This is a genomic window from Modicisalibacter sp. 'Wilcox', from assembly GCF_010993675.1.
In the GTDB taxonomy this organism is placed as follows: Bacteria; Pseudomonadota; Gammaproteobacteria; order Pseudomonadales; family Halomonadaceae; genus Modicisalibacter; species Modicisalibacter tunisiensis.
The window spans coordinates 211,164-226,519 of record NZ_WNXF01000004.1 but is presented as its reverse complement, the minus strand read 5'-3'; the positions used below and the strand labels follow the sequence as shown (position 1 = coordinate 226,519).

Genomic DNA, 15,356 nt, shown 5'->3' with positions numbered 1-15,356 from the left:
ATCCAAGCGGAGATCGCCATGCGACTCATCCAGTATGAACACGAGGGCCGCCCCCAGGTGGCGGTAGTGGAAAGTCCCGATCAGGTGCGCCGGGTCGCAACCGACGAGGGGACCTACGGTCTGGCACAACGCGCCATTCGCGAGCGGCGCTCGCTGGCCGCGGTGGTCGAGTCGGCGCTGACCGAGGAGCGGCTCGACTACGCCGAGCTGGTCCGCGAAAAGCGCCTGCTGCCCCCGCTCACCCACCCGGACCCGGCTCACTGCCTGGTCACCGGCACCGGCCTGACGCACCTGGGCAGCGCCGACACCCGTTCGGCCATGCACAGCAAGGCTCAGGCCGACGAGAGCCAGCTGACCGACTCCATGCGCATGTTCAAGATGGGCGTCGAGGGCGGCAAGCCCGAAGCCGACCGGGTCGGCGCGCAGCCGGAGTGGTTCTACAAGGGCGACGGCGACTGCGTGATCGCTCCCGAGGCCGACATCCCGGTGCCCGCCTTCGCCCAGGATGCCGGTGAGGAGCCGGAGCTGGCCGGTCTCTATGTGATCGACGAGGCTGGCCAGCCGTGGCGAATCGGCTATGCTGTCGGCAATGAATTTTCCGACCACGTCATCGAGCGCCACAATTACCTGTGGCTGGCCCACTCCAAGCTGCGCGCCTGCAGCTTCGGCCCCGAACTGCTCGTCGGTGAACTGCCCGACCATCTCGAGGGCACCAGCCGTATCGTCCGCGACGGCCAGACGCTGTGGGAGAAGCCGTTTCTCACCGGCGAAGCCAACATGGCCCACAGCCTCGCCAACCTCGAACATCATCACTTCAAGTACGCCGGCTTCCGGCGTCCCGGCGATGTCCATGTGCATTTTTTCGGCACCGCGACATTGAGTTTTGCCGACGACGTCCGCACCCGGGAGGGAGATCGCTTCGAGATCGAGATCCCGGCCTTCGGACGCCCCTTGCGCAACCCGTTGTGCTTCGAGACCACGGATGTCGACACCGCGACGTCCGTCAACGCGCTCTAACTCAGGAGGAAATCATGACCCTGGAAGGCAAGCTACTCATCGGCCAGCAGGCCGTGCGCGGCACCAGCGGCGAGATCCAGGCCATCAATCCGTCGTCCAACCAGCGCCTGGAGCCGGTCTATGCCGGTGGCACCCGCGAGGACGTCGACCGAGCCTGCGAGCTGGCCGGCGCGGCGTTCGACAGCTACCGCGAGACCTCGCTCGAGGACCGCGCGGTGTTCCTCGAGACCATCGCCGAGGAGATCGAGGCACTGGGCGATACCCTGATCGAACGCGCCAGCGACGAGTCGGGCCTGCCGATTCCGCGCATCGAGGGCGAGCGCGGCCGCACCTGCGGCCAGCTGCGGCTGTTCGCCTCGGTGGTACGCGCCGGCGAGTGGCTCGACGTGCGCGTCGACCCGGCCCTGCCCGAACGAGCGCCGCTGCCGCGCGCCGACCTGCGCCAGCGCCACATCGCCCTGGGCCCGGTGGCGGTGTTCGGCGCCTCCAACTTCCCGCTGGCGTTCTCGGTGGCCGGCGGCGACACCGCCTCGGCGCTGGCCGCCGGCTGCCCGGTGGTGGTCAAGGCACACTCCGCCCACCCCGGCACCAGCGAGCTGGTGGGCCGGGCCATCCAGAAGGCGGTGGCCCGCTGCCACCTGCCCGAGGGGGTGTTCTCGCTGCTGTTCGGCTCCGGCCGCGAGGTCGGTCAGGCGCTGGTCGCCGATGCCCGCATCAAGGCGGTGGGCTTCACCGGCTCGCGCAGCGGCGGTCAGGCGCTGGTCGCCACCGCCCAGGCGCGTCCCGAACCGATCCCGGTCTACGCCGAGATGAGCTCGATCAACCCGGTGTTCCCGCTGCCCGCGGCGCTCAAGGCCCGCGGCGAGACCATGGCCGAGGGCTTCGTCGCCTCGCTCAACCTGGGCGCCGGGCAGTTCTGCACCAACCCGGGGCTGGTGATCGCGGTCAAGGGCCCCGAGCTCGACGCCTTCGTCGAGGCCGCCGGCCGGGCGGTGCGCGACAGCGCCGGCCAGACCATGCTCACCCCGGGCATCCATGACGCCTACACCCAGGGCATGGACACCCTGGCGCGCCATGAGAAGACCCGCGAGGTGGCCCGCGGCCAGGCCGGCGAGCAGCCCAACCAGTGCCAGCCGGGGCTGTTCGTCACCGCGGCGGCGGACTTCCTCGCCGACGAAGCCCTGCAGGCCGAGGTGTTCGGCGCCAGCTCGCTGGTGGTCGAGTGTGCCGACGAGGCGGAAGTGCGCCAGGTTGCCGAGCACCTGGAAGGTCAGCTGACCGCCACGCTGCAGCTGGATGACGCCGACCACGACAGCGCCCGGGCACTGCTGCCGATCCTCGAGCGCAAGGCCGGGCGCATCCTGGTCAACGGCTGGCCGACCGGGGTCGAGGTGTGTCACGCGATGGTCCACGGCGGGCCCTACCCGGCGACCTCGGACTCGCGCACCACCTCGGTGGGCAGCGCGGCGATCCATCGCTTCCTGCGCCCGGTGTGCTACCAGAACCTGCCTGACGGCCTGCTGCCGGAGGCGCTCAAGGAAAGCAATCCGTACCAGCTCAACCGCCTGGTCGACGGCCGGCGCGAGGGCTGAGTCTTTCACCACCCGGCAGACGAAGTGGGCTTCTCCGGCGACAAGGCTTCGCGAGGGCGCTGTAAACCCCTCCTTGGGCGCTACCTTTGCCATCTGACCGCCATGGATGGCGGAAATGCCGGAATGGGAGGGATCACTTTCCGGCCCTGGCAAAGGACCCTCGCTTCGCCTTGTCCCCGGCGCCCACCATTGCTGGAGTTTGGAGGAGATGAGCTCTAAGCGGTGCTAGCGCAACCCACGCAGGACCCCGACGGGACGGCCACGGCCGTCCCGTCGCTGTTTCAGGGGGGCGTCTCCTCCCCCGCCACGCCCTCGAAGGGACGCGCCGCCAGCTCCCGCAGATGATCGATCAGAGCCTGGGCCGCCGAAGGCAGCGCTTCGTCACGTCGCGTGATGATCCCGTAATAATCGAGCGGCTTGCCGATGATGCGCTCGAGCAGCACGTACTGACCGCTTTCCAGCGGGCGCCGCAGCACCGAACGCGGCAGCACCGCCAGCATGTCCGAATCCAGCAGCAGCTGCAGCGTGGTCTGGATCGAGGTGGTCTCGACCACATTGTCCGGCGAGGTCACGCCCTCGGCCGCCAGCGCCGCCTCGAACACGCCGCGCATCGGGCTGGTCATCGGGTGCAGGATCCACGGCCAGCGGCTCAGCGTTGCCAGATCCGGCATGCCGTCGCCCGCCGCCAGGGGGTGGCCGCGTCGAACCACGACCCGCAGCGGCTCGTCGCGCAGCGGCTCGAAGTCGAACTGGTTGTGCTGGCTGACATGGGTCAGACGGCCGATGACCAGGTCGAGCCGCCGATACTCGAGCTCGACCAGCAGCCGGTCGCTGGTCTGTTCCTGCAGGTGGACGGAAAGCCGCGGACGCTCGCGCTTCAAGCGGGCGATCGCCGCCGGCAGGATCTCCGGTGCCGCCGCCGCGATCGCGCCGATCAGCAGGCGTCCGTAGCCTCCCGCCCGCCGGTCATTGATATCGCTGACCAGTCGGTCCGCCTCGTTGAGCAGCCGCCAGGCATGGCGGATCACCGGCTCGCCCAGCTCGGTGGGCAGCATGGCACGCGGCAGCCGCTCGAACAGCGCGAAGCCGAAGAAGCCTTCCAGGTCGCGCAGCATCTTGCTCGCCGCCGGCTGGCTCAGGTGCATGGCACGTGCCGCGGCATGCAGGTTGCGGCTGCGATCCAGCGTGGTCAGCAGCACCAGATGCTTGAAGCGCAGCCAGCCAAAAAGATGGGTAGATGACAGGGGGTCCATGGACGTCGCTCCCCGGCACGGCAAGGCGCGCCTTTTGATAACCAGAAGAAATCGCAGTAACAAAATTTTGATTGGAAGGTTATCGCAATTCCCGCTTACCTTGCCAAGAGGCTTGAGTCCCGGCGACGACCGGCAACATGGCAAGGAGCAGGCATGACCACCATCACCCACCTCGACGTGCGCGACATTCGATTCCCCACCTCGCGCGACCTGGACGGCTCGGACGCGATGAATGCGGCGCCGGACTATTCGGCCACCTACGTGATCCTCACCACCGATGCCGGCGACGGCCTGGAAGGCCACGGACTGACCTTCACCATCGGCCGCGGCAACGAGGTGTGCGTGGCGGCCGTGCGCTCGCTGGCCTCGCGGATCGTCGGCCAGCGTCTGGAAACCATCACCGCCGAGATGGGGCGCTTCTGGCGCGAGCTGACCAGCGGCGACAGCCAGCTGCGCTGGCTGGGGCCGGAGAAGGGCGTGATCCACCTGGCGAGTGCCGCGATCATCAACGCGGTGTGGGACCTGTGGGCCAAGCGCGAGGGCAAGCCGGTCTGGCAGCTGCTGGCCGACATGACCCCCGAGGCGCTGGTGCGCTGTCTGGACTTCCGTTTCGTCAGCGACGCCCTCACCCCCCAGGAAGCGCTGGCCATCCTCAAGCGCAACGAAGCCGGCAGGGCCGAACGGATCGCGCACCTTCGCGAATCGGGCTACCCGGGCTATACCACCTCCGCCGGCTGGCTGGGGTATTCGGAAGACAAGATGCGCCACCTGGCCCGCGAGGCCCTGGAGGAAGGCTGGGAGCACTTCAAGCAGAAGGTCGGCGGCGACCTCGCGGAGGACCGGCGCCGGGCGCAGATCCTGCGCGAGGAGATCGGCTGGCAGCGCAGCCTGATGATGGATGCCAACCAGATGTGGGACGTCGACGAGGCGATCGCCAAGATGCGCGATCTGGCCGAGTTCGACCCGCTGTGGATCGAGGAGCCCACCAGCCCGGACGACATCCTCGGCCACGCCGCCATTCGCGAGCGCCTGGCACCGGCCATCGGGGTCGCCACCGGCGAGCACTGCCACAACCGGGTGATGTTCAAGCAGCTGCTGCAGGCCGGGGCGATCGACTACTGCCAGCTCGATGCCGCGCGGCTCGGCGGCCTCAACGAAGTGATCGTGGTGCTGCTGCTGGCCGCCAAGTACGACGTGCCGGTCTGCCCCCATGGCGGCGGCGTAGGGCTTTGCGAATACACCCAGCACATTTCGGCGTTCGACTACATCGCCGTCTCCGGCTCGCTGGAGGGGCGCCTGCTCGAGTACGTCGACCACCTGCACGAGCACTTTATTGATCCGGTGCGCATCGAGCGCGGCCGCTACCGGCTGCCCGAGGCCCCCGGCTACAGCATCACCATGCACGCCGAGTCACTCGAGCGCCATGTCTTTCCCGACGGTGATGCCTGGCAGTCATGAGCGCATCCGCCCGGGGCATGTTCGACCAACGATCAAGTCTCGTCGAGCGCCGAAGTCGTGTAGGTTCAACATAGACAATAACGAAGCAAACATTCTTCAGCATAGTTTGTTCATTTGTGACCGGGTTGCGGCACCTGCCCGCCCGGCCCACACGCACGTGTCCCGGACACGTCAGCTACCCAAGGAGCCAAGCATGAAAACAACCACAATGACCCGCGTGACCTCGCTGATCGGTGGCGCCCTGCTGGGCCTGACCACCCTGCAGGCCAGTGCCGCCAGCGAGATGCCGCCGATTCCCGACGTCAAGGGCGACGTCGTGAAGGCCGACGGCGACTTCAAGATCAAGTTCAGCATCGGCACCACCCAGTCCGGCGCCCAGTATCGCGGGCTCGAGTACTTCGAGAAGATCGTCGAGAAACGCAGTGACGGCCACATTCAGGTCGAACTGTTCCCCGGCGCCCAGCTGGGCGACGACCTGCAGGCGGTCAGCGCCCTGCAGTCCGGTACCCTGGAGATGACCGCGCCGTCGACCTCGCCGCTGGTCAGCATGTTCCCCAAGTTCGCCCTCTTCGACCTGCCCTTCCTGTTCCCCACGCCGGAAGTCGCCGACGAGGTCCTGGACGGCGAGATCGGCCAACAGATGCTCAAGGACGCCTCGACCAACGGCCTGGTGGCGATCGGCTGGGCGGAGAACGGCTACCGTCAGCTGACCAACAGCCAGCACCCGGTCAGCTCGCCGGAGGATCTCGACGGCCTCAAGATCCGCACCATGCAGAACCCGATTCACCTGGATATCTGGCGTACGCTGGGGGCCAACCCCACGCCGATGTCCTTCGCCGAGCTGTTCACGGCGCTGGAACAGGGTGTGGTCGACGGTCAGGAGAACCCCTGGATCACCATCCAGTCCTCCAAGTTCAACGAGGTGCAGGACTACGCCACCGAGACCAACCACGTCTACACCCCGTTCATCACCCTGGTGTCGGAGCGCTTCTGGAACAAGCTGCCGGCGGATTACCAGCAGCTGCTGCGTGAGGCGGCCAAGCAGATGGGCGACTACGAACGCCACGTCAGCCGCACCATGAACGACCAGATCAAGCAGGAGCTGGCCGACTCGGGCATGCAGATCACCGAGCTGACCCCGGAGCAGATGAAGACCTTCCAGGACACGGTGGCCCCGGTCTACGACGACTGGCGCGACAAGATCGGCGGCGAGCTGATCGACAAGGTCCGCGCGGTCTCCCAGTAATCACCGACCGGCGTCGGGCGGGCGCTGACGCTCGCCCGACGCGCCGTATTCGGAGGGCGCCATGAACGCATCCCATTCTTCCCGCAGTGCGCTCGCCCTGCTCAAGACCACCCTGGAAATCGCCGTCGGCCTGCTGGTACTGGGCGTGGTGTTCTGCGTGGCGGCCAACGTCTTCGGCCGCTTCGTGCTCAACTACTCCTACGCCTGGGCCGAGGAACTCTCCCGCGTGTTGTTCATCTGGCTGGTGCTGCTCGGCGCCGGACTGGGCAGCATCGACCGCGAGCACGTCGCGGTCACCTACTTTCAGGACAAGGCCCCGGCGCCGTTGCGCAAGCTGTTCGCCCTGCTGTGCATCGCAGTGATCTATATCGTCTGCGTGTGCATCCTGCTCGGCTTCCGTGACCAGCTGTCGGGCTTCACCAGCGCCACGCCAATGCTGCAGATACCCAGAACCGTGCTCTACAGCGCCATGCCGGTCATGGCCGTGCTCACCCTGATCGCCAATACCCTGGCGCTCGTCAAGCTGTTGCGGGGGACCGCCTCATGATTCTCTGGAGCATTCTCGTCGGGCTGGCGATCTGCATCGTCATCGGCCTACCGATCTCGTTCGGGCTGGCGGCCATCAGCCTGTTCATCTTCTTCGCCGCCGACTACTCGCTGTCACCCATCGTCGCCCAGGCGGTCAACGGGCTCGACTCCTTTCCGCTGCTGGCGATTCCGCTGTTCATCCTGGTCGGCGAGGTGATGAGTCAGGGCGGCATCGCCCAGCGCCTGGTACGGCTGGCCAGCGCCCTGGTGGGCTTCGTCGCCGGCGGGCTGGGCCAGGTGGCGGTGCTGACCTCGATGTTCTTCGGCGGCATCAGCGGCTCGGCGGTGGCCGACGCCTCCGCGGTGGGCAGCATGATGATCGAGCCGATGAAGCAGCACCGCTACAGCGGCCCGCTGGCCACGGCGATCGTGGTCGCCGCCTCGGTGGTGGGCATCATCATTCCGCCGTCGATCCCGATGATCCTGTTCGGGGTGGTCACCAATACCTCGATCTCGCAGCTGTTCATGGCCGGCATCGTGCCCGGCGTGCTGATCACCCTGGGGCTGGCAGTCACCACCTTCCTGCAGGCCCGCAAGACCGGCAAGGGCCAGCCCTTCGAGCTCCGCGAGCTGTGGCTGGCACTCAAGGATTCGCTGCTCGCGCTGCTGCTGCCGGTGATCATCGTCGGCGGCATCCTCTCCGGGGTGTTCACCCCCACCGAGAGTGCGGCGATCGCCCTGATCTACGCCATCGCGGTGTCGATGTTCATCTACCGCAGCCTGTCCCTGAAACGCTTCTTCCAGCTGTGCATCGCCACCGGCCGGCTGACCGGCGTGGTCATGCTGCTGCTGGCCTTCGCCAGCGTGCTGGCCTGGCTGCTGACCGCCAACATGATTCCGCAGCAACTGGTCGTCAGCCTGTCGGCGATCACCGAGAACAAGCTGCTGCTGCTCCTGCTGCTGTCGCTGTTCCTGCTGGTGGTGGGCTTCTTCATGGATCTGACGCCGGCGATGGTGATCCTGGCGCCGCTGATGACGCCGGTGGTGGTCAAGCTGGGCATCGACCCGGTGTACTTCGGCGTGCTGATGTCGTTCATCCTCGGTCTGGGACTGATCACCCCGCCGGTGGGTACGGTGCTCTACGTCGGCTGCGGCGTGGGCAAGGTGGGCATGGAACATCTGGTCAAGAGCCTGCTGCCCTTCTACCTGACCCTGTTGCTGCTGCTGGCCGCCTTCCTGATCTTCCCTGACCTGATTCTCTGGTATCGGTAACGCTGCAAAGGAGCCCGCCATGCCCCTCGATCCCGCGTCCCTGAAGGCCTTCCTCGTCGAGCGTATCGGCGATGCCGGGGTGGTCGACGACCCGGCCGACCTGCCCCGCTACACCACCGACTGGGCCGGTGACCGACGTGGCGAACCGCTGCTCGTCGCCCGGCCACGCACCACCGACGAGGTGGCGGCGGTCGTCGCCCACTGCCACCGCCACGGCATCCCCATGGTGCCCCAGGGCGGGCATTCCGGGCTGGTGGGCGGCGCCCTTCCCGACGCCGAACGCCCTGAGCTGGTGATCAGCCTCGAGCGGCTGAACCGGATTCGCGCCATCGACCCGCTCAACTTCACCCTGAGCGTGGACGCCGGCTGCGTACTGCAGACGGTCAAGGACGCTGCCGCCGAGCACGACTGCGACTTCCCGCTGAGCCTCGGCGCCCAGGGCAGTTGCCAGATCGGCGGCAACGTCGCCACCAACGCCGGCGGCCTCAACGTGCTGCGCCACGGCATGATGCGCCAGCTGGTGCTGGGCCTGGAGGTGGTGCTGCCCGACGGCCGCGTGTGGAACGCCATGCACGCCCTGCACAAGGACAACCGCGGCTACGACCTCAAGCAGCTGTTCATCGGCGCGGAGGGCACCCTGGGCATCGTCACCGGTGCGGTGCTCAAGCTCTCTCCCCGGACGCACAACACGCGTACCGCCCTGGTGGCCGTGCCCGACGTGAACGCGGCGATGGCCCTTTACGGCCAGGCGCGACGCAGTTGCTGCGACCTGCTCAGCGCCTTCGAGCTGATCCCGCGCGCCTGCCTGGAACTCGCCTTCGAGGCCGATCCCTCGCTGCCCGATCCGCTGGACAGCCCCTATCCCGTCTACGTGCTGCTGGAGGTCGCCGCCAGCGGCCCGCTGGATCTCGACGCCATGATCGAACATCTCTTCGAGACCGGCATGGCGGCCGGACAGATTCTCGACGGCGTGCTGGCCGGCAGCGACACCCAGGCCGAGCGCCTGTGGCAGATCCGCGAGCGCATGGTCGAGGGCCAGCAGCTGCGCGGGGAACACCTGCGCACCGACATCGCCCTGCCCATCTCGACCCTGGCGGACTTCTTCACGGCCGCCAGCCAATTGATGGCCGACCACTCGCCGGACACCACGGTGATCGCCTACGGCCACATCGGCGACGGCAACCTGCACTTCAACCTGCTGCCGCCAGCCGGGCTCACGCTGGCCGACAAGAAGGCCCTGCTGCACGAGCTGGAAACCGAACTGTTCGCGCTGGTCGACGACCATCACGGCAGCATCAGTGCCGAACACGGCATCGGCCGGGTCAAGCAGGCCCCCTACCTGGCCGGCCTGGCCCCGGTGGAGCGCGAGCTGCTCGAGGGCATCAAGCGGCTGTTCGACCCCGAGGAGCTGATGAGCCCGGGGCGTATCCTGCCCCGGCGTCACTGAGCCCGTCACCCGGCGTCCCGGATGCCGCCGCGGCACCCGGGACAGGCCGTCCGTTCCGTCGTCTCCCTTTTCCCCGCTCCCGCGCGTTCCCGCATTCCCCGACGAAAAGCCAATGCCCGCCGTGCCGCCGGGTATGGCAAGTCGACGACGGCTGTACCATACTCGACGTGACAGTCAGGCTGTTATCCTGTCATACAATAAGTCAGTCAATGACACCGCCACCATGAGGCCGCCATGCGACTTCGAGACAAGACCGCCCTGGTGACCGCCGCCGGTCAGGGCATCGGCAACGCGACCGCGCGACGCTTCGCGGCCGAGGGCGCCCGTGTCCATGCCACGGATATTGCCACCGACGCGCTGGAAAGCCTGGCGGACGTGCCCGGCATCGAGATCCACCGGCTCGACGTGCTCGACGCCCGGGCCATCGCGCAACTGGCCCGGGCCCTGCCCGGGATCGACATCCTGTTCAACTGTGCCGGCCATGTCGCCAACGGCTCGCTGCTCGAGTGTGACGAGGACGACTGGGAACGCTCCCTGTCGCTCAACGTCACGGCCATGTATCGGATGATCCGTGCCTTCCTGCCCGGCATGCTGGAGCGGGAGCACGGCAGCATCATCAACATGGCCTCGGTGGCCTCGAGCCTGAAGGGCGTGCCCAACCGCTTCGCCTACGGCACCACCAAGGCCGCCGTGCTGGGCCTGACGAAGTCGGTGGCGGTGGACTATCTGGCCCGGGGCATTCGCTGCAACGCCATCTGCCCGGGCACCGTCAGCTCGCCCTCGCTGATGCAGCGCATCGCCGACCAGGCCGCCGCTCAGGGCCGCAGCGAGGCCGACGTCCACGCCGAGTTCATCGCGCGCCAGCCCCTGGGGCGCCTGGGCACGCCGGAGGAGATCGCCGCACTGGCGACCTACCTCGCCGCGGACGAGTCGGCCTACACCACCGGTACCTTCTCGGTCATCGACGGCGGCTGGCTGGCCTGATTTCGCTGGACACTCTCGACCATGGACACTCTCTCGATCACAAGGAATACCCACGCATGAAACTGCTGCGCGTCGGCCCTCCGGGCCAGGAAAAACCCGCCCTGCTCGCCGAGGACGGCACCCTTCGCGACCTGTCCGGGCAGATCGACGATCTCGCCGGCGACGTGCTGGCGGCCGCGCGACTGCGCGCGCTCGCGGCGCTGCCGATCGACAGCCTGCCGATGATCGACGCCGATACCCGCATCGGCCCCTGCGTGGGCCGGATCGGCAAGTTCATCTGCATCGGCCTCAACTACGCCGACCACGCCGCCGAAAGCGGTGCCGAGGTTCCCGCCGAACCCGTGGTCTTCAACAAGTGGACCAGCGCGGTCTGCGGCCCCGACGACGACGTCGTCCTGCCGCGCGGCTCGCAGAAGACCGACTGGGAGGTCGAGCTGGGCGTGGTGATCGGCAAGGGCGGCCGCTACATCGAGGAAGCGGAGGCGATGTCGCATGTCGCCGGCTTCTGCGTGGTCAACGACGTCTCGGAGCGCGAGTATCAGCTCGAGCGCTGCGGCAGCTGGGACAAGGGCAAGGGCTGCGACACCTTCGGCCCGCTGGGCCCGTGGCTGGTCACGCCCGACGAGATCACCGACCCCCACGACCTGAACCTGTGGCTCGAGGTCGACGGCAAGCGCTATCAGGACGGTTCGACGCGCACCATGGTCTACAAGGTGCCCTTCCTGATCAGCTACCTCAGCCGCTTCATGAGCCTGCAGCCCGGCGACGTGATCTCCACCGGCACGCCTCCCGGCGTGGGCATGGGTCAGACACCGCCCACCTACCTGCGGGCCGGGCAGACCATGCGCCTGGGCATCGACGGCCTGGGCGAGCAGCGCCAGCGTGTCGTGGCCGACTGAACGAGACTACCGGGGCGGCGCCAGAACCGCCCCGGGACGGAGCATCCTGCAATGAGCCAGACCATCATCAGCGACACCTTTCAGCGCCCCAGCCTGCGCGTGCATGCACTCGACAACGTGCATGTGGCCCTCAAGGACCTGCCGGCCGGCACCGAGATCGACGACGACGGGCGGACCGTGCGCCTGACGGAAGCCGTGCGCCACAAGCACAAGTTCACGCTCGCCCCGCTGGCCGAGGGCGAGCTGGTCATCATGTACGGCGTCACCGTCGGCCGGGCCACCCGGGCGATCGCCGAAGGCGCCGCGATCACCACGGAGAACACCGAGCACTCCACCGACAGCCACCCCGCCCAGGCCCACCGCGACCACTGGAGCGCCCCGGACGTGAGCCGCTTCAGCGGCATCACCTTCGACGGCTACCACCGTCCGGACGGCCGGGTCGGCACCAGCAACGTCTGGCTGGTGGTGCCGCTGGTGTTCTGCGAGAACCGCAACATCGAGGTGCTGCGCCAGTGTGTCGCCGATGCGCTGGGCGAGGACCCCTATCGCGACTACAAGCGCATGGCGCGCGAGCTGCTCCACGGCGAGGCCGGTGCCGCCAGGGACGCCCCGCCCTCGCAGCCACTCTTTCCCAACGTCGACGGCGTGCGCTTTTTGACTCACACCCTGGGCTGCGGCGGCACCGACGACGACGCCCGGGCCCTGTGCCAGCTGCTCGCCGGCTACATCTGTCACCCCAACGTCGCCGGCGCCACCGTGCTCAGTCTGGGCTGCCAGAAGGCGCAGATCGAGATGCTCCGGCAGGCCGTCGCGCAGCGCGACCCGCAGGGGCTGCGCCCGGTGCACTACTTCGAGCAGCAGGCCGCCCAGGGCGAGGACGCGCTGATCCGCGAGGCCCTGACCACCATCTTCGACGGCATCAAGGAAGCCGACCGGGTCACGCGCCGGCCGGCGCCGCTGTCGGCGCTGACCATCGGCGTGGAGTGCGGCGGCTCCGACGGCTTCTCGGGGCTGTCGGCCAACCCGCTGGTGGGGGCGGTCATCGACCGCCTGGTCACGCTGGGCGGCAGCGGCATCCTCAGCGAATTTCCCGAGCTGTGCGGCGTGGAACACAAACTGGTCGCCCGCTGTCGCGACGATCATGTGGCCGAGCGCTTCCGCGAGCTGATGGACGCCTACCAGCGTCATGCCGCCGCCGTCGGCGCCCACTTCTCGATGAATCCCTCGCCCGGCAACATTCGCGACGGGCTGATCACCGACGCCATGAAATCCGCCGGCGCCGCGAAGAAGGGCGGCGACAGCCCGGTGGTCGACGTGCTCGACTACACCGAGCCGACCGTGCGCCAGGGACTCAACCTGCTGTGCACCCCGGGCAACGACGTGGAATCCACCACGGCGCTGGTCGGCTCGGGGGCCAACCTGGTGATGTTCACCACCGGCCTGGGCACACCCACCGGCAACCCCATCGCCCCGGTGCTCAAGGTCGCCAGCAACAGCGAGATGGCGCAGCGCCTGCCGGATCTCATCGACTTCGACGCCGGGCCGATCATCCGCGGCGAGGCGCGGATCGGCGAACTGGCCGATGAACTGCTGCAGCTGTGCATCGACACCGCCTCGGGACGCTATCAGCCCCGGGCCGTGCGCCTGGCGCAGCACGACTTCATTCCCTGGAAGCGCGGCGTCTCGCTGTAGGTCGCCTCACCGCGGGCCGGAAGCACGGCCCCAACAACGAACAGGGGCGCCGATGGGCGCCCCTGTTACCACCTGACTCCTGGACCTGACGATGTACCGGTACCGCCCCGGATCAGTCCTCGTCGGACAGGCGTTCCTTCAGCTGCCGGTAGGTACCGTAGTGGCGATCGAGATGACGGCGCATCGCCGCCTCGGCGGCGTCCGGGTCGCCGGAGGCGATGGCCTCGACGATGTCGATATGCGCCTGCAGGGCGGCATGGTCCTCGCCCTCGCGCTGCAGCACATGGGCGCGACGGTCGTCGAGCCACTCCGACAGCGCCTCGTGCACGGCAGTGAAGATCGGGTTGCGGGCAATCGCCGCCAGCACGCCGTGGAAGTCGTTGTCGCTGCGCTTGAAGCGGGTATCGTCGTCGAGCGCCGCGCGGTTCTCGTCCAGGGCGCGGCGCAGGCTGTCGATGTCCTCGGCGCTGGCGTGCTGGGCCGCGTAGCGCGCCATGGAGATCTCGAACATGGCGCGGGCTTCCTGGAAGTACTGCTGCCCTTCCGACTGGGCGAGCAGCTGGCGGGTCACGCCGGACAGCCGCGCCATCACGGCCTCGGCGGTGGGCCGGATGACCCGGGCGCGCGTGCCGCTGTTGATGGCGATGAGCCCCAGACGTTGCAGGTAGAACAGCGCCTCGCGCACCGCCGGCCGGCCGACGCCGAACTGCTCCATGAGCTCGCGCTCGGCGGGCAGTTGATCGTCCGCCTTGAGCCGCCCCTCGAGAATGTCCTTCTCGAGCTGCTCGGCCACCTGCTCGGACAGCGTCTTGCGTTCTACCTTGTATTTCGTCATTCGCTGCGACTCCTCGCCAACCGTGTCTGCGCCCTATGGTACTGCATTGCCCCCCGGTCAGGTCAGCGGCAACGGTTCCACGTCCAGCGCCTCGGCCAGTTGCCGATAGGCCGCGACGTTGGCCGAGTCCAGCGGGATCCCCTCGGCGTCACGCTGCGCCTGGCAGCGCCACTCGCGGTCGCCCGGCGCCAGCACCTCGCGTCCCTCGACGGCGGGCTGGGCACGCAGATCCTCGAGGTAGGCCGCGATGGCACGCTCGTAGACCTCGCGTTCCACGAAGGCCCCGGGATTCATGACCAGGAAGAAGTGCCCGATGCCCCGCGGGGTGTGCATGTCCTCGCCGAGCATCGGCAGCAGCCGGAACCCGTGCAGCATGCCCGACAGGCTGGCGCTGAGCACCTCGACCATGCCGGCCAGCGCGGCCCCCTTGAAGCCGAAGTCGGCACCGCCCAGCGGCAGCAGCGAGGCGGCCGTGTGCGGGTCGGTGGTCAGGCCGCCGCGGTCATCGACCACCACGTTCGACGGCAGGGTGCGGTCGATGGCGCGATACTGCTGGACGCGATTCCAGGGAATCGAGCTGGTCGCCATGTCGACCAGGTAGGGCTGGCCCGCGGCCACCGGCGCCGCGAAGGCGATGGGATTGGTGCCATGGAAGGCGTGGGTACCGTCGTGCAGGTTCACCAGGGCGTCGGCGGTACAGAACGCCATCCCCATGTAGCCCCGCCGGGCGGCTTCCAGCGCGTAGCAGCCGGCGGCACCGAAGTGCGACGAGTTGCCGACCGCCACCGCCCCCATGCCGGTCTCCTCGGCCATCTCGATCGCCCGCTCGATGGCCTGGTACCCCGCCGGATGGCCGAGCCCGTCGCCGGCGTCCAGGTAGCCCGTCGCCGGCAGGCGCCGCGTGAAGCGCATGGCCGGCCGGGCCTGGATGCGCCCGCCCTGCAGCGCCCGGATGTAGTGCGGCAGCAGGCGCAGCCCGTGGCTGTCGGTGCCCATGCGCGATGCGGTCAGCAGGGCCCGGGCGACCGCCTCGGCGGCGGTCTCGTCGACGTCGCAGCGGCGCAGCGCCTCGCGCATGAAGCGCCCGAGTTCCTCCGCGGAGACGCGGGCGGCGATATCCTGGGTCATGGTCA

Annotated in this window: 13 protein-coding genes; 10 read left to right on the top strand and 3 right to left on the bottom strand. The window is 68.3% G+C overall.

The window, feature by feature from the left end; genetic code table 11:
* Positions 1–18: 18 nt before the first annotated feature.
* Both araD1 and G7A98_RS05750 read left to right on the top strand, forming a co-directional pair.
* The gene (gene araD1, locus G7A98_RS05755) at positions 19–1,017 is read left to right on the top strand and encodes an AraD1 family protein (protein ID WP_163648528.1); all 999 of its coding nucleotides are present in this window, start codon (positions 19–21) and stop codon (positions 1,015–1,017) included.
* Positions 1,018–1,031: 14 nt separating this feature from the next.
* The gene (locus G7A98_RS05750; RefSeq protein ID WP_163648527.1) at positions 1,032–2,609 is read left to right on the top strand and encodes an aldehyde dehydrogenase (NADP(+)); all 1,578 of its coding nucleotides are present in this window, start codon (positions 1,032–1,034) and stop codon (positions 2,607–2,609) included.
* 281 nt (positions 2,610–2,890) lie between these two features.
* Here G7A98_RS05750 and G7A98_RS05745 read toward each other — a convergent pair whose 3' ends face one another.
* Positions 2,891–3,862 (bottom strand): LysR family transcriptional regulator, encoded by a 972-nt coding sequence (locus G7A98_RS05745; protein WP_163648526.1) that lies wholly within the window; start codon positions 3,860–3,862, stop codon positions 2,891–2,893.
* A 153-nt stretch (positions 3,863–4,015) separates the two neighbouring features.
* Here G7A98_RS05745 and G7A98_RS05740 point away from each other — a divergent pair, with 153 nt between their 5' ends.
* From G7A98_RS05740 to G7A98_RS05705, 8 genes are all read left to right on the top strand, one after another.
* Positions 4,016–5,320, top strand: coding sequence for an L-fuconate dehydratase (locus G7A98_RS05740; protein ID WP_163648525.1), 1,305 nt, complete (start codon positions 4,016–4,018; stop codon positions 5,318–5,320).
* A 193-nt stretch (positions 5,321–5,513) separates the two neighbouring features.
* A complete protein-coding gene (locus G7A98_RS05735) occupies positions 5,514–6,566 on the top strand; it encodes a TRAP transporter substrate-binding protein (RefSeq protein WP_163648524.1) in 1,053 nt (350 codons plus the stop codon).
* A gap of 61 nt (positions 6,567–6,627) precedes the next feature.
* Positions 6,628–7,113 carry a TRAP transporter small permease gene (locus tag G7A98_RS05730; RefSeq protein ID WP_163648523.1) on the top strand — a complete coding sequence of 162 codons (486 nt, stop codon included), beginning with the start codon at positions 6,628–6,630 and terminating at the stop codon, positions 7,111–7,113.
* Complete coding sequence (locus tag G7A98_RS05725) at positions 7,110–8,366, top strand: TRAP transporter large permease (protein ID WP_163648522.1); 1,257 nt, start codon at positions 7,110–7,112, stop codon at positions 8,364–8,366. The genes G7A98_RS05730 and G7A98_RS05725 overlap by 4 nt, the downstream gene beginning before the upstream one ends.
* A 19-nt stretch (positions 8,367–8,385) precedes the next feature.
* Positions 8,386–9,813 carry an FAD-binding oxidoreductase gene (locus G7A98_RS05720; protein ID WP_163648521.1) on the top strand — a complete coding sequence of 476 codons (1,428 nt, stop codon included), beginning with the start codon at positions 8,386–8,388 and terminating at the stop codon, positions 9,811–9,813.
* A gap of 234 nt (positions 9,814–10,047) precedes the next feature.
* A complete protein-coding gene (locus tag G7A98_RS05715; RefSeq protein WP_163648520.1) occupies positions 10,048–10,797 on the top strand; it encodes an SDR family oxidoreductase in 750 nt (249 codons plus the stop codon).
* 56 nt (positions 10,798–10,853) lie between these two features.
* Entirely contained in the window at positions 10,854–11,696 is an 843-nt protein-coding gene (locus tag G7A98_RS05710; RefSeq protein ID WP_163648519.1) for a fumarylacetoacetate hydrolase family protein, read from the top strand.
* Between the two features lie 51 nt (positions 11,697–11,747).
* Complete coding sequence (locus G7A98_RS05705) at positions 11,748–13,388, top strand: altronate dehydratase family protein (RefSeq protein WP_163648518.1); 1,641 nt, start codon at positions 11,748–11,750, stop codon at positions 13,386–13,388.
* A gap of 112 nt (positions 13,389–13,500) precedes the next feature.
* Here G7A98_RS05705 and nanR read toward each other — a convergent pair whose 3' ends face one another.
* Both nanR and G7A98_RS05695 read right to left on the bottom strand, forming a co-directional pair.
* Positions 13,501–14,223 carry a transcriptional regulator NanR gene (gene nanR / locus G7A98_RS05700; RefSeq protein WP_163648517.1) on the bottom strand — a complete coding sequence of 241 codons (723 nt, stop codon included), beginning with the start codon at positions 14,221–14,223 and terminating at the stop codon, positions 13,501–13,503.
* A gap of 57 nt (positions 14,224–14,280) precedes the next feature.
* Positions 14,281–15,351, bottom strand: a complete 1,071-nt coding sequence (locus tag G7A98_RS05695) for an Ldh family oxidoreductase (RefSeq protein WP_163648516.1) — start codon at positions 15,349–15,351, stop codon at positions 14,281–14,283.
* Positions 15,352–15,356: the final 5 nt, after the last annotated feature.

What these genes read in the sequence shown, in the direction of transcription:
- araD1 (WP_163648528.1), top strand. Translation starts at nt 19, where the DNA reads ATGCGACTCATCCAGTATGAACACGAGGGCCGCCCCCAGGTGGCGGTA.
- G7A98_RS05750 (WP_163648527.1), top strand. Translation starts at nt 1,032, where the DNA reads ATGACCCTGGAAGGCAAGCTACTCATCGGCCAGCAGGCCGTGCGCGGC.
- G7A98_RS05745 (WP_163648526.1), bottom strand. Translation starts at nt 3,862, where the DNA reads ATGGACCCCCTGTCATCTACCCATCTTTTTGGCTGGCTGCGCTTCAAG.
- G7A98_RS05740 (WP_163648525.1), top strand. Translation starts at nt 4,016, where the DNA reads ATGACCACCATCACCCACCTCGACGTGCGCGACATTCGATTCCCCACC.
- G7A98_RS05735 (WP_163648524.1), top strand. Translation starts at nt 5,514, where the DNA reads ATGAAAACAACCACAATGACCCGCGTGACCTCGCTGATCGGTGGCGCC.
- G7A98_RS05730 (WP_163648523.1), top strand. Translation starts at nt 6,628, where the DNA reads ATGAACGCATCCCATTCTTCCCGCAGTGCGCTCGCCCTGCTCAAGACC.
- G7A98_RS05725 (WP_163648522.1), top strand. Translation starts at nt 7,110, where the DNA reads ATGATTCTCTGGAGCATTCTCGTCGGGCTGGCGATCTGCATCGTCATC.
- G7A98_RS05720 (WP_163648521.1), top strand. Translation starts at nt 8,386, where the DNA reads ATGCCCCTCGATCCCGCGTCCCTGAAGGCCTTCCTCGTCGAGCGTATC.
- G7A98_RS05715 (WP_163648520.1), top strand. Translation starts at nt 10,048, where the DNA reads ATGCGACTTCGAGACAAGACCGCCCTGGTGACCGCCGCCGGTCAGGGC.
- G7A98_RS05710 (WP_163648519.1), top strand. Translation starts at nt 10,854, where the DNA reads ATGAAACTGCTGCGCGTCGGCCCTCCGGGCCAGGAAAAACCCGCCCTG.
- G7A98_RS05705 (WP_163648518.1), top strand. Translation starts at nt 11,748, where the DNA reads ATGAGCCAGACCATCATCAGCGACACCTTTCAGCGCCCCAGCCTGCGC.
- nanR (WP_163648517.1), bottom strand. Translation starts at nt 14,223, where the DNA reads ATGACGAAATACAAGGTAGAACGCAAGACGCTGTCCGAGCAGGTGGCC.
- G7A98_RS05695 (WP_163648516.1), bottom strand. Translation starts at nt 15,351, where the DNA reads ATGACCCAGGATATCGCCGCCCGCGTCTCCGCGGAGGAACTCGGGCGC.